The 13,693-nt window shown below is 37.1% G+C and carries 13 protein-coding genes; 1 reads left to right on the plus strand and 12 read right to left on the minus strand.

Annotated elements, in window-relative coordinates; all coding sequences use genetic code 11:
• Positions 1-6: 6 nt before the first annotated feature.
• Genes IGI78_RS10550 through IGI78_RS10590 form a run of 9 tightly spaced genes read right to left on the minus strand, consistent with a single transcriptional unit; the run spans position 7 to position 8,362 of the window.
• Positions 7-627, minus strand: coding sequence for a sugar transferase (locus IGI78_RS10550; RefSeq protein WP_229045493.1), 621 nt, complete (start codon positions 625-627; stop codon positions 7-9).
• Positions 617-1,738 (minus strand): DegT/DnrJ/EryC1/StrS family aminotransferase, encoded by a 1,122-nt coding sequence (locus IGI78_RS10555; protein WP_195264886.1) that lies wholly within the window; start codon positions 1,736-1,738, stop codon positions 617-619. The genes IGI78_RS10550 and IGI78_RS10555 overlap by 11 nt, the downstream gene beginning before the upstream one ends.
• Position 1,739: 1 nt before the next feature.
• A complete protein-coding gene (locus tag IGI78_RS10560) occupies positions 1,740-2,372 on the minus strand; it encodes an acetyltransferase (protein ID WP_195264884.1) in 633 nt (210 codons plus the stop codon).
• A 10-nt stretch (positions 2,373-2,382) separates the two neighbouring features.
• Entirely contained in the window at positions 2,383-4,200 is a 1,818-nt protein-coding gene (locus tag IGI78_RS10565) for a nucleoside-diphosphate sugar epimerase/dehydratase (protein WP_195264882.1), read from the minus strand.
• Positions 4,201-4,212: 12 nt separating this feature from the next.
• Positions 4,213-4,977: a CpsB/CapC family capsule biosynthesis tyrosine phosphatase gene (locus tag IGI78_RS10570; RefSeq protein WP_195264880.1), complete on the minus strand. Its 765-nt coding sequence runs from the start codon at positions 4,975-4,977 to the stop codon at positions 4,213-4,215.
• A 23-nt stretch (positions 4,978-5,000) separates the two neighbouring features.
• A complete protein-coding gene (locus IGI78_RS10575; RefSeq protein ID WP_195264879.1) occupies positions 5,001-5,705 on the minus strand; it encodes a CpsD/CapB family tyrosine-protein kinase in 705 nt (234 codons plus the stop codon).
• Positions 5,706-5,717: 12 nt separating this feature from the next.
• Positions 5,718-6,497, minus strand: a complete 780-nt coding sequence (locus IGI78_RS10580; RefSeq protein ID WP_195264877.1) for a Wzz/FepE/Etk N-terminal domain-containing protein — start codon at positions 6,495-6,497, stop codon at positions 5,718-5,720.
• Positions 6,498-6,512: 15 nt separating this feature from the next.
• Positions 6,513-7,445: an LCP family protein gene (locus IGI78_RS10585; RefSeq protein WP_229045492.1), complete on the minus strand. Its 933-nt coding sequence runs from the start codon at positions 7,443-7,445 to the stop codon at positions 6,513-6,515.
• 47 nt (positions 7,446-7,492) lie between these two features.
• Positions 7,493-8,362, minus strand: coding sequence for a hypothetical protein (locus tag IGI78_RS10590; protein ID WP_195264875.1), 870 nt, complete (start codon positions 8,360-8,362; stop codon positions 7,493-7,495).
• Positions 8,363-9,226: 864 nt separating this feature from the next.
• On the opposite strand from IGI78_RS10590, the gene IGI78_RS10595 reads away from it, so the two are divergent.
• Positions 9,227-10,696: a helix-turn-helix domain-containing protein gene (locus IGI78_RS10595; protein WP_195264873.1), complete on the plus strand. Its 1,470-nt coding sequence runs from the start codon at positions 9,227-9,229 to the stop codon at positions 10,694-10,696.
• A 259-nt stretch (positions 10,697-10,955) separates the two neighbouring features.
• Here the strand turns inward: IGI78_RS10595 and IGI78_RS10600 are convergent, their stop codons facing one another.
• The 3 genes from IGI78_RS10600 to IGI78_RS10610 all read right to left on the minus strand — a co-directional run bounded on the left by IGI78_RS10600 (position 10,956) and on the right by IGI78_RS10610 (position 13,629).
• Entirely contained in the window at positions 10,956-12,152 is a 1,197-nt protein-coding gene (locus IGI78_RS10600; protein ID WP_081119560.1) for a 3D domain-containing protein, read from the minus strand.
• A 205-nt stretch (positions 12,153-12,357) separates the two neighbouring features.
• Positions 12,358-13,125, minus strand: coding sequence for a putative ABC transporter permease (locus IGI78_RS10605; protein ID WP_195264871.1), 768 nt, complete (start codon positions 13,123-13,125; stop codon positions 12,358-12,360).
• 141 nt (positions 13,126-13,266) lie between these two features.
• A complete protein-coding gene (locus tag IGI78_RS10610; protein WP_223272947.1) occupies positions 13,267-13,629 on the minus strand; it encodes a DUF7006 family protein in 363 nt (120 codons plus the stop codon).
• Positions 13,630-13,693: the final 64 nt, after the last annotated feature.

The raw sequence follows: 13,693 nt of genomic DNA on the forward strand, positions 1-13,693 counted from the left end.
GTCTAATTACTCATTCCCTTCAAATTTCTCATTTGTGACACTAGTTTTTGAAGATATTCCCTCTTGAACAAAAACTTTATAAATTGTTAAAAAGATAATTAATAAATCTTGCTTAAACGAAACATTATCCACATATTGACAATCAAGTTTAAACTTTTCATTCCAACTAATTGCATTACGTCCATTAACTTGGGCCAAACCGGTCAATCCCGGACGAACCAGATGCCGTTTACGTTGTTCTTCATTATACATTGGAAGATATCCCACTAAAAGCGGCCGAGGACCAACAATACTCATATCTCCTTTCAAGATGTTCCATAATTCAGGTAGTTCATCTATGCTAGTTGCTCGAATAATTTTTCCAAATTTAGTTAGTCGAATTTCATCTGATAATAAATTTCCTTTTTCATCCATCTCAGATGTCATCGTACGGAATTTATACATTGTAAAAATTTTCTCTTCTAAACCTGGTCTTTCTTGCTTAAATATTACAGGTGAACCCAGTTTGATCCGAACTAGGATGGTAACAATGACAAATAACGGACTTAAGAAAACCAAAGCTAAACCAGATAATAAAATATCAATTAATCGCTTTATATAGCGTGCATAAATTGTGTCATTCTTCATTGATTAACGCCTTCTTGATTGCATTAGTAACTCGATATAAATCTTCATCCGTCATTTTTGTATCTGAGGGTAAACATATACCTGTCTCAAACAAGATTTGTGCGATATTATCACCAATATAATCATATTCTTTAAAGATTGGTTGAAGATGCATAGGTTTCCAAATAGGTCTTGCTTCAATATTTACTTTATACAGTTTTTCTATTAAAACTTTTGGTTTTGTTTTATCTAATGTAATTGCACTCAACCAAAAATTGGGCTTGTTCCAATTATTTTCAGGCATAAATCTAATTTCATGTATGTCTGATAAATGGCTTTTATAAAAATTGAATATATAATTCTTCTTAGCGATTCTATCATCTAATACTTTTAGTTGTCCCCTACCAATCCCAGCTACAATATTGCTCATTCTATAATTGAAACCAACTTCACTGTGTTGGTAATGTATTGCTTTGTCTCGCGATTGCGTTGCCCAAAAGCGAACTTTTTCAACTTTTTCTTTATCATTAGAAACTAGCATGCCTCCACCTGAAGTCGTGATAATTTTGTTTCCATTAAAAGAGTAAATACCATATTTACCGAAAGTCCCAGTAAATTTTTCCTTATATGTAGTTCCAAGTGACTCAGCCGCATCTTCAATCAAGGCAATCTCGTATTCATTGCATATGTTCACGATCTCGTCTAAATTAGCAGATAGACCATATAAATGTACAACTAAAACAGCTTTAGCCTGTGGATACTTTTCTAAAGCAGCTCGTAAATGAGTTGGGCTCATATTCCAAGTTTCTAGATCACTATCCACAAAAACAGGAATTGCTCCTTGGTAAAGTATTGGATTTGCAGTAGCTGAAAACGTCAACGATTGACAAATCACTATATCATCCTTTTCTACCCCAGCAGCTTTTAATGCCAGATGAATTGCAGCTGTTCCAGAAGATAAAGCTGCAGCATGATCTATCCCAACATAATGTGCTAGCTCCTCTTCAAAACCATCTACGTTAGCACCCAAAGGAGCAATCCAATTTGTATCAAAAGCTTCTTTAATAAATTCTTGTTCGAAACCCTGTTCGCTCATATGTGGTGAAGAGAGTAAAATACGTTTTTGGTCCATCTTAATCCCATCTTTCTATTGTTTTAGCAGGTACCCCAACTAACTTCATTTTATCCTTTATATTTCTTATAACTACGCTACCAGCTCCTGTGATATTGTCATTTCCTATTTTTATGTTCTGAATAACTTTGGTTCCAACACCAAATTCATTATGCGATCCAATACTAACATTGCCTGATAAATTAACGTCTGGATAAATAGAATTATAATTCTTGATTTCGCTATCGTGTCCAATCGTAGAATGAATGTTCACCATATTAAAATTTCCAATGCTGATGTGTGCTGTAAAAGTAGAATAGGGCATTATTATATTTCCTATTCCTAAAGATACCTCACTTCCAATTAGTGCAGTACTATCAACAATATTTGGAAAAAATAAATACCCATTCGTTTTTATTTTATAATAAATTATTTCTTTGATTTTAGGTTTTGCGACTCCAATTGCTATCGCCGTATTCTTCCTTATCTGGTTCAGATAATCTATTCCACCAAGGACAGGATAGCCAAGAATTTCTTCTGGAAGCTCTTGATATTTATCATCAACAAAACCCTTAATTGCGAAAAAATTATTTCTTTCTACTAAGAATATAATTTCTTTTGCAAAGCCTCCTGCACCAATGATAATTAAATCCATATAACTCACCTCATTTATTAGACGCATTCGCAAAAGAAACTACCGATTTTGCTAGCTGTCTATCATCTTTGGGAAGACCTTCAACAAAATTGATTACTTCCTGCATAGAATACCCAGTTATATTCCCTACGAAAATTTTCTCAAAGACTGCTTCATCATTCCGTTCTTTATCCAATAATAATTCTTCGTATAATTTTTCACCAGGTCGAATCCCAGTTTCAACAATTTCAATCTCTTCTTCGCTATAGCCACTTAGACGAATCATATTCTTCGCAAGATCAACGATTTTCACCGGTTCGCCCATATCTAAAATGAATATTTCGCCACCTTTAGCAAGTGCCCCTGACTGAATAACCAAGCGGCTAGCTTCTGGTATCGTCATGAAATAGCGGGTCATGCGAAAATCAGTCACTGTAATTGGTCCGCCCTTTGCTATTTGCTCACGGAATACAGGAATCACACTGCCTCTTGAACCTAAGACATTGCCAAAGCGTACAGCAGAAAATTTCGTGCAACCTTTTTCATTTAAGCCAGTAACAATCATCTCAGAGATGCGTTTTGTCGCTCCCATGACGTTTGGTGGATTATTAGCTTTATCCGTAGAGACCATTACGAAGTTCTTTACTTTCGCGGCTTTAGCAGCTTCCGCGGTATTCTTGGTTCCGTAAATATTATTTTTGACTGCCTCTTTAGGATTGTATTCCATCAAAGGTACGTGCTTATGGGCTGCTGCATGATAAACGATATCCGGTTTGACTTCGTTCATGATTTCAAACATCTTTTCACGATCTTGTATATCGGCTATAACGGGAACGATTTCGGTAATATTGTCTTTAAAATTGATTTTCAACTCACGGTCAATTAAGTAAATCGAGTTTTCTCCGTGTCCTAATAAAACTAGTTTTTTAGGATTGAATTGAATCACTTGGCGACAGATTTCGGAACCAATCGATCCACCAGCGCCAGTCACTAATATCGTCTTTCCGGTAATTTGATCTTTGATTGAGTCGATATCCAATTTGACTTCGTCTCTACCTAACAAATCAACAACATCGATTTTCTTCAAACGTGATGTGCTAATTTTCCCAGAAGCGATTTCTTCCATTGAGGGCATCGTATTGACTTTGACATGCAGAGGTTCAATTAAGCTAAAAATACTTCGCAACTTTTTTCGTGACAAGGATGGAATGGCGATCGTGACCATATTGATTTCATATTTTTGAATCAAATCAGGTAAATCACTAATACAACCCAAGACTTTTTTCCCAGAAAGATAAGTGTTTCGTTTATTCGGATCATCATCGACAAAGCCTATGATATGAATGTCACTTGCCGTTTTTGAACCTACAAAGCTATTGTAAAGAATACGGCCGCCTTCTCCCGCGCCAACGATAAGGGTATTCTTGACAATCTCATTGGACGTCCCTCTCATGTTTTTTCTTTCAATATAGATTCGCCAAAGCAAACGGCTTGCAATAATCATAAAGAGCGAAAGAAAGTACATGAAAATCACTAAGCGCACGCTATAGGTCTCATCACCAAAAAACAAAATGACATTACATGTAAAAGCACTACATGATACCGCTAAGAAAATAGCGATCATCTCTTTTAGGTTGGTGTAACGATTAATACGAGAAAAAACACGGAACACCGAGCCATAAAAGAGATAGAAACCAACAGAAAGGCTTACCGACATCAATGTAAATTCTTTTGGAATCGCCACAAAGGGTCTCATAAAATAAACTGCTGCAATATTCGCTGTTATGATCAACAAACTATCCACAACAATCAAAACCAAAATTTTTCTTTTTCTCGTTAATTCAAACAACTTTGCTTCCCCCTAAAATAACCCAAATCTCTTTTTTTTCAGTTCTGTATAAGCTGGAAAATTGATTCGATCCCCATTTATCAAATCTTTCGCTACTTGCTTCAACATTGCTACTTTTTGCATCCCAAAATCTTTCTCAATTTGCCCGTAGGCATCTTTTAAAGTAAAAGTACGTTTTTTTACCCCATGAGCATCCGAAGCGATCATCTGAACAAGGTTATGTTCAACCATAGTTTTTGCTGTTTTTTGGATTTCTTTTCCAAAGACCCCTACATAACTTGGCGCCGTCAGCTGAGCTAAGCAACCCATATCGAGAAAAGGAATCAGATTATTGGGGTCTTTTCGAAAATGTGCATTCCGTTCCGGGTGCACAATCACCGGTATCTTACCTAACTGCATCAAATCGAAGAAGATTTTCTCCGTGTACGTAGGGACTTCGATCGTAGGAAATTCTATCAAGATATACGTATCATCAAGATCTGTAAAAAGGATGTCATTTTTCTGTATATCCTCAATTAAATCTCCTGTTATTCTGACTTCTTGCCCTTCAAGTACTGTTAAAGGCAAATTTCGTGCATCCAATTCTTCTTGCAAAGATGCAACAAGAGATATGACCTTAGACTTTGGATTGCGGTATTTTCCATTGTTATGATGGGGTGTACATAGGATATGCGTAATTCCTTGACTGATTGCTTCCTCAGCCATCGCAATGCTTGCGCCCAAGTCTTCTGCTCCATCATCAATTCCAGGTAAAATGTGGCAATGCAAATCGATCATTTCTCTTGTCTCCTTCGATTTAATTAATTTCCATAATAATAGTAATAACCTGAATCTTTCGAGTGTTCGGCACCGTTATAGACCACACCAATGATTCTTGCTTGAACCATATTCAAAAGATCTCTCGCTTTTGTTAAGGATTCTTTACGCGCAACATTCTCTCGAACCACTAAGATCGTCCCATCTGCTTTCGATGCCATAATTTGCGCATCGGTCACTGCTACAACTGGTGGCATATCAAAGATCACCACATCATAAAGGTTTTTCGCTTCTTCTATCACTTGATTCATTCGTGCAGATCCAAGTAACTCGGATGGATTCGGTGGTTTAGGTCCGCTTGTCAAAACAGATAAATTATCGATCACTGTTTTTTGTGCCACTTCAAGTACGCTCGTAGAGGTACTTAATACGGTACTCAATCCACTCGCATTGTTTAAATTAAATGTCTTATAAACAGTCGGCTTTCGCATATCCGCATCCACTAGTAATACTCTTTGTCCCGATTTTGCAAAAACAACTGCTAAGTTTGCTGAAGTCGTTGATTTCCCTTCAGCTGGTCCCGAAGATGTAACGACAAGGGTCTTAATTTGTTTATCTGCTGAAGATGCAAATTGAATGTTTGTACGGATCGTACGATATTGCTCTGAGATCGGTGAAGAAGGATCAATTAGCGTGATCAAACTTACTGCATGTGTCTGCGTCCCAGTACGTTCTTGTTTTTTTGCCATAATTATTTCCTCCTAGACTCGACTTCGACTGCGGCGAGACTCTGTTGATTTATCGCCATTTGGTTTCTTCAATAATGAAGCACTCGGCTTTTTCTGAATCGTCGCAGCTAATTCTTTTGGCGACATTTGCGGAACGGTACCTAGCACCGTAAAACCTAACGTCTCTGTCACAAATTTATCATCTTTGACGGTTCGATCTAGCAGTTCCATTAAGAAGGCTAGACCAACACCGACCATGATTCCTAATACTAAGCCAATGGCTAAGTTCAGTTTATTGTTTGGTGAAACAGGTGAGGTACTAGCTACTGCACTTGAAATGATTGAGATTTTATCAACATTCATGACATCTTGGGCATTTTCTTGAAAGACTAATGCCGTCGTGTTGGCAATATTTTGCGCTGACACTGCATTCGTACTGGTTGCCTGAATAGAAAACATTTGTGAGTTCTGAGACTGGTTGATTGAAATGGATTCTTTCAATTCTCCGACAGTCATCTCCAAATTGTTTTCGGTTTCCAAACGATCCTTTACTTGATTCATAACTAAGTCACTGACGATCATATCCTTATACGTATTGATCATTTGCAAGTTTGTATTTACATCGTTCACATTTGCTGTTTCTGATTGAGGCAGTGTCACAATCAACTGAGCCTGTGAACTGTATTTGGGTGTAATGACAAAGAAGGTGAATATCCCTGCTAAAGCTAAACCAGCAAACATTGAAATAAAAATAGCAGCCAAGTGTTTCCGTAGAATTGCGAATATTTCTTTTAAGCTAATTGTTTCTTCCATCTTTTCTCCACTTTCCTATTCATTCTCTAGATTTAATTGAGTTTTCAACTCTTTTTGAACTCTTGCTAGTTCTTCGTCACTCACCCGCTGATAAGAGATGCCGTCTTGCATGAATCCTTCCCCTTGTAACTGGTCTTGTTTGATTGTTTGAAAAGCACTGCGATAATTCAAGGCTAATGTTCGCATATCGTCGAAACTCATATCTGTTTTCATATTACTTTCAACTGCATTTAGTATGCTCTGGTATTGACTGATACCATCAAAACTCAAAACTTTCTTAACGATCCCTTCCACGATTTTCCGTTGGCGTTCTTGACGTCCATAATCTCCGTTTGGATCTTCATAACGCATTCTTGAATAGGCAAGGGCTTGTTCGCCATTTAGTGATGTACGTCCGATAGCAAAGTCAAAGCCATTTTGAGAAAAGGTAATTTCATTATTTACTTCAATTCCGCCAACGGCGTCAACTAATTCTTTTAAACCAGCCATATTGATTGATACATAATGATCGATCGGAATATCCAAAAATTTTTCTACAGTGTCCATTGCCATCGCTGGTCCGCCAAAAGCATAAGCATGGTTGATCTTATCTGTTGTTCCATGTCCCACGATATCAACATAGGAGTCTCGCCCGATACTAACCACTGTCGTCTGGTTGTCTTGAGGGCTGATCGTTGCCACCATCATGGTATCGGAACGGCCTTGCTCCACTCTTCCTAAATCACCGGTATCGATGCCCATCAATAAAACAGAGAAAGAATCTCGTTGGGATAGATCAACATCATTTTCACGTAAGCGATCTTCGCGATCACGTTCGACAGATTCATAGGTTTGTTGCATTGAATTTGACACATCAAAGTATAACTTTGCAGCAACACCGACGATTCCGATGACTAATACTGCAACAATTCCAAATATAATTAAAAAAATCTTTTTTCCTTTTGACATTTGCTTTCCTCCAGTTATCTCTAATTTTCTTCGATCCTTCACTTATGCTAGTAAACGACGTCTGAATTTGGATCGGTCCAAGTGCCGTCTCCTGCGGAAGTATCGTTTGAATAACTTTCTGTCGGGGCAGTGGATGAGTAACTGCTATAACCGGTATAACCCATTTGTGTTGCGACTTTATCTGCAAGTTCAGTAAATTTTTCTTTTAACTCTTCATTACGGACTTTGCTAATACTATCAACAGCAGTTAGGTATTTTTCCAAGGTCACTTCACTGGTCACTTTATCGTCTTTAAGCATTTCATCAAACGTTTCTTGTAATTTTGCAATGCGGTCCAATTGGGTATCCGCATATTCTAAATAGGAAACAACTAACTCTTTCCATTTACTATCTTCAAAAAAGCTCAGATTTTCACGGACATTCCCAACATCTGTTTCTTTTAGATCGGCTTTAATGATGACATTATTTTCAGCACTTTGCCAATTTGAAACGCCTTCAGTAAATAAGGCATCCGTATTCGCTTGTACTTTTATTTTTCCCTCAATCTCTTTTAATTGATCGTCAAGAGCTGTTTTCTCTTCTTGGATCTCCACTGACTCACTTGGCAGTGCATCATCATCGATCCCATAATCGTCTGCAGATACTTTCACTGCAGAAAGTTTTGCGACTGTTTTAAGAACGTCTTCTTCTTTAAGATCTTTTCTCAAAAACGTTTGATCTTCGTTGCTGTAAAATTCAGCAATTTCATTTGACAACTCATTGATGCGATCTTTTTCGCTGGCAATCGCTGTCTGTGCATATTCGACTCGCTGCTGATATTGCCTTTGGTTATTTTGTCGGTAACCAATAAAACAAATCGCAACTGCGCCAATACCAACGGCTAAAACAGTCAAAGTCTTTATTAACGGCTTTCCCATGAACACACTCCCTACTTCAATTGTGCTTGTTTAAGCATTCTGCCTTCCTCTCACATAATAAAGGCAATTCTAGTTTATTATAAGAGAAATGTAGCATTAAATAAAGGAAATTCCCGTTTTTTATTTATTACGGTATATTTTTCGTCAATAAAAGTCTCGTATAATGCCAAACATCCGTTATTTTAAAAAATCATAAATAACGTCTACTCTACTTGACAGTTTTTTTAAACCCTCATTTTAAATAATGAATAATTCAGTTATAATCGTTATTCTCATCACCTTTGAAGGTTGTCACATTACAGAAAAATAACCTTGAGAGATTAAATTCCTTCACTGTCTCAACATCTTTTCATTATAAATAGAAAAGAAAAGAAATTCAGAAAGTATTTTCATACACTTTTCTTGTTATTATAAATTAACTTGTCAAAGCTGAATTCTTTTCTTGGCGCACTTAGGGTTTCCTTTGCGACTGCTCTTTATTTACGTCAATCATTCCTGTTAAAATTATAAGTTGTCTTTCGAAAAGTGACTTTTCTCTTCATTTCCGTTTTCTTTCATCTTCTATCAGTTTCCTCGAAACATAATTAATCGTTCAATTTTTATTCCTACGCTAAAAAGTTATTACCTTGACGTCTCTTTTGCTAATTAATTTCCATTTATCTTCTTTGAGAGGCTGAAAAAAACGTGTTTCTACCTATATATATGCTGATCGTCAGATGATTTATAGAAAACGCAAAAAATCTTACACAGGCTCAGGTATATATTTCACCAATCGATGAAATATGTGATTTGTTTTTCCATCCTAAGTTTCTTTAAGATGTATAAGAAAGAGTTTTGCTTTTTCTTCATGAAAGGAGCTGCATCTTGAGAAATTTTCAAAATAACTTCATTACTAATACGGCTACGATTCGATGGCTGAAAATTTTAATGGCCTTCGAAAAAAATCACCATTGCTCAACTGTCGGCTTAGCAAAGACATCAGGAAGTACGACTCGTACGATCATGACAGATATTACGAATTTAAAAGAACACTTTGGTGACTGCCTTATGATCGACTCTTCACACAAAGGGTATTTTTTTTCTATAAAAAATTCTTCTGATTACCTTACAAAAAAACGTGCTTTGATTGCCGATGAGATTTTATTCCATATCATTGAAAGTATTTTTCATCACGATTTGCTTACTTCTTCTGAATGGGCAGAAAAATATCATATATCTGAGAGTACTGTTTTGCGGTATTTGCGAAAGGTCCAACCCATTTTTTCCTCCTATCGTTTGGAAATTCAAACCAACCCAGTCAGCTTTGTTGGGGAAGAAATCAACATTCGCAAATTTTTTCATGATTTCTACTATGAATCCGAAATTACTGGCCATACGATTTTCCCGCCCATCGCGATTCAAAACATCACTGCCAGTGCATTTTCAAAGTGCTATCAGCTGAATCAACATACTTGCTCTTTCGGTGAGTTTAATTACTATTTGTATATCACCTTCGAACGGCATTGCATTGGTCAGCCTATCTCCTTACCAAAGCCAGTCAAAGCTATGTTCGAAAACTACAATGATTTCAAGTTATTTTCCGAAATCAACGAATCCATCGAGGAGCAATACCAAAGAGAACTTCCTTATGAGGAAATGCTCTATTTATTTTTATTAGTGAAAACGCGACGATCGATCAGCAACCTGACCATTGAACATACATTTTGCAAAGAATACAACCATTGGCCTGAACTCAAAAAACTTGCGGCATTATTTGTAAACGACTGCTTACCCGATTCACCAGATCCTGCTCGCGATCAACTTTTGATCGAATCATTCTTTACCGTAGCAAAAATCAAACAATTATTATCGCCTTTGCTAAACCACATGATTTCTGATGCCATCCAATTTGTAGAAGATAGTTACCCGGATGATTTTCAATTGTTTAAAACTTATTTGTTCACGCAACCTATAGCACTTGATACTTGGGATAGTGAGACATTGAATCACTTGAGTACAAGTTTAACAATGTACATCTCCTCCATCAGATCGTTGTATTGGCAAGAAAAAAAGAATATTGCCTTTTTATTTGAAGGTCCTTATTATCTATGCCAATTACTAAAGTGCAAGTCTGTCCGTTATTTGCGCAGTTTTCGTACTTTTTATTTCCCGGATTCCAACGAATTGTCGCAAGCCTACTTAGAAAAGAATCAGATCGATTTGATCGTAACGAACTATACGGAATACATCACTGAGTACGCCCAGAACATTGATTATCTGCTCCTTAAAACCTTTCCGGATGACTATGACTGGGAAGCTTTAGAAGCGAAACTAAACACGAATTTCAATAGTTAATTTTGCTACTGGTGTCTTTCTTCTTTTTTCTTTGTTATTATTTGGCAGTCTGAGGTGAATCTATAATGATCGTTCTTGCCGGAAACGATCATCTATGGGAATTGAAGGGATTGTGATTTATTTAACATAGATATTTTGACTGACTAAAGATAATCAAACAGAGTGCTAGAAATACCCCACAAATCAGGTATTTACGGCACTCTGTTTTATTGAAGAAAAGCCATAAAAAAAAGAAGCAGGCCTCTGCTTCTTTTTTTGATTAATCTAAGATCGTGACTTTTACTTGACGACGTCCCCATTGGATACACTGTGCTACATTATCAAAGTGAACATCGATAATGTGCCCTTTGATCGCGCCACCAGTATCAAGTGCTAGTGCTACGCCATAGCCTTCAACATTGACTAAAGTGCCTAGCGGAATCACGCTTGGATCAACGGCAACTGCCATTGGATTTTTACGTAAATCTGTACCACTTGCGGTAAAGAAGCTCGCACCAGCTTCTTTATACGAGTAGGCAGTTGATTCCATCATCAATGTCCGACCACTACTTGTATCGCTATTGCTAGTATTGTTGTTGCTTGTATTGCTTGAACTGCTATTCGAGCTACTATTACTGTTACTGCTTGAAGAGCTATTCGATGATGACGTGCTGCTTTCAGTCGTGTTGCTGCTAGATGATGCAGACGATTGTGATTCAGAAGAACTTGAACGTTCAGCCGCTTGTGCTGCTTCTTTTTCCTCTTTTTCTTTCGCTGCTTGTTCTGCCGCTTCTTTGGCTGCACGTTCTTCTGCTGCTTTTTCAGCGGCTAAACGAGCAGTTTCAGCTTCTTTGCTTGAAGCGATTTGAGCCAAGGTTGATTCATTTTCTTTCAACTGCGCTTGAAGATTGGCGATTTTTGAATCTAGCGCTTTGGCTTCTGATTCTAGTGCTGTTTGATTTTCTTTCAACGATTGCTGGGTAGATTGCGCTTTTTCTTCTAATGTTTCAAGCTTTTCTTTCTCAGCCGTCAATGAATCGATCTTTTCTTTTTCCAAGTTTTGCAGCATCGTCATGGCATAGGCACGATTGATGAAATCTTGGATGTTCGATGATTCTAATAGGACGGTCCAATCTCTGGTTGCCCCACCATTGACTTGGATGTCTTTCATACGTTCCGCAACGACTGCTTCACGCTTTTCAATGGTTTCTTGTGCAGTTTTGATTTCTGCTTTGGTTGTTGCTAATGATTCTTCATTTTCAGCGATTTGAGCTTTTAACTCTTCTACTTCGCTGTATTTCGCATTCACATCAGTCAATGCAATCTGCACTTCCGTACTGATTTCCTGACTTTGCTGCATGACGGCACTTTCTTGCTCTTGCAATGATTCAAGTGACTCAGCCTGCGCAAAGATGGGAGAAACGATTCCTGCCGCAAAGACAGCGACAACGATTGTTCGTAGTTTCTTTGCCTTCAAAAAATTCCCTCACTTCTCACTATGGTTTCCAACATATCCTATTATACAAATTCTTAAGAAGAATTTTATTGCAAGACCTTTACAATTTGTTACAAATTATCGTAAAAGTGGGAGTTTTAACAGTGTTTTCCATTGGATTTCAGACAGAAGTGGGAAGAATCAGCTTTGATAAGGGTTTATTTTCTGTAACACTATCGTAACAATGCTATTTTTTTCTACGAATAGCCTCGATGAAGCGCGACAATTCTTGACTGCTTTTTATCTGATTGATTTCTAACTTTTGAAAGTTTTTTAAGAGTCTTCTTTGATGGAAATTCAACTTCGGTAGATTCTGTTTTAAGATGCGCCATTCTTCTGGAAATGCTGCAAATCGCCCTTGCCAATCATTTTTATATTGCTCAATGTTTTCAGCCAACTCTTTTTTGTGTTGTTCAAAGGCTTGATTGACTTGTTGCACAGCTTTCTGAAAGGCAACCAAATTTGCCAAAGTATACCCCATATCAAATGAAAGGATCATCAACAAGAAAACCGGCAATAAAAATCCTGTACGTTCTACTAATGTTTGAACAAAAACTAGCATCTGGGGATGAATAAATCGAACGATGATCACGCAGCACGCTCCCCAAAATACGGAGATTGGCAGTGCTACTCTCCCATTGATATTCAAAGGGACATTATTATAGTCCCACCATGAAGCGTGAAACAGTTTTTCCAATAGAAAACTCGTGGCATACTCCAAAATAGTCACTAGGATTGCGGCTGCGAAAAAAAGCAAGACAATATGTTGATGAATTGGTCGTAATAGGTAGACAACCCCTAAAATACCAAAGCCATAAATGGGTGTGATGGGACCGACCAGAAAACCTCGATAAACAAAATGACCTGCTTTTATCGAGCAATAAATCGTTTCCCACAACCAGCCAATAAATGAATAGCAAAAAAACAATAAAATAATTCGTTCAAATTCGAACATACATATTTACTCCTTTCAAAAAATGATGACGTATTATTGCGGTACTTTTCCTATTCATCATACCACAAAGTAAGCTATCTCATTTTCAGTTCAAAGTGACGTTCTCTCAGTGAACAGCTCATTTTATTGTTTCCTATGCTTTTATTGATTCCCAAAAATAATGGATGGATGGACTTGTTCCTTTAAACTATACCCACATAATTCTTTGTTGAAAGTAAAGTGATCTTGTTCTACATTGGCAATGATTTCCTCCTCTGAAAATCCATGGAAATCGTAATCATTGATATAACTACGCAACAAGACCAATTTTGCATCAATCAAAAGTACTCTTTGGATATCTGTCCAAAAAGTTGTTTCTCGATTCTTTAAAATTTTTTTCAGTTCTGCTTCTTGTTCTAACCAATAAGAATAAACAACTGGCATATCCTCTCGAATATCAGCTGGCGATAGACCTTCACGCATTTTTTTTAAGTATTCATTAACTGATGGATATAGCAATTTCATTCCCCCTAAGTATATTATTGAACCAATTTTCCCAAATAGAGATGACTGTCGTTCTGCGCTGTTC

Origin of the sequence: Enterococcus sp. DIV1767, assembly GCF_050542585.1 — a bacterium.
Lineage (GTDB): Bacteria > Bacillota > Bacilli > Lactobacillales > Enterococcaceae > Enterococcus_D > Enterococcus_D innesii.

What these genes read in the sequence shown, in the direction of transcription:
- IGI78_RS10550 (WP_229045493.1), bottom strand. Translation starts at nt 627, where the DNA reads ATGAAGAATGACACAATTTATGCACGCTATATAAAGCGATTAATTGAT.
- IGI78_RS10555 (WP_195264886.1), bottom strand. Translation starts at nt 1,738, where the DNA reads ATGGACCAAAAACGTATTTTACTCTCTTCACCACATATGAGCGAACAG.
- IGI78_RS10560 (WP_195264884.1), bottom strand. Translation starts at nt 2,372, where the DNA reads ATGGATTTAATTATCATTGGTGCAGGAGGCTTTGCAAAAGAAATTATA.
- IGI78_RS10570 (WP_195264880.1), bottom strand. Translation starts at nt 4,977, where the DNA reads ATGATCGATTTGCATTGCCACATTTTACCTGGAATTGATGATGGAGCA.
- IGI78_RS10575 (WP_195264879.1), bottom strand. Translation starts at nt 5,705, where the DNA reads ATGGCAAAAAAACAAGAACGTACTGGGACGCAGACACATGCAGTAAGT.
- IGI78_RS10580 (WP_195264877.1), bottom strand. Translation starts at nt 6,497, where the DNA reads ATGGAAGAAACAATTAGCTTAAAAGAAATATTCGCAATTCTACGGAAA.
- IGI78_RS10585 (WP_229045492.1), bottom strand. Translation starts at nt 7,445, where the DNA reads ATGTCAAAAGGAAAAAAGATTTTTTTAATTATATTTGGAATTGTTGCA.
- IGI78_RS10590 (WP_195264875.1), bottom strand. Translation starts at nt 8,362, where the DNA reads ATGGGAAAGCCGTTAATAAAGACTTTGACTGTTTTAGCCGTTGGTATT.
- IGI78_RS10605 (WP_195264871.1), bottom strand. Translation starts at nt 13,125, where the DNA reads ATGTTCGAATTTGAACGAATTATTTTATTGTTTTTTTGCTATTCATTT.
- IGI78_RS10610 (WP_223272947.1), bottom strand. Translation starts at nt 13,629, where the DNA reads ATGAAATTGCTATATCCATCAGTTAATGAATACTTAAAAAAAATGCGT.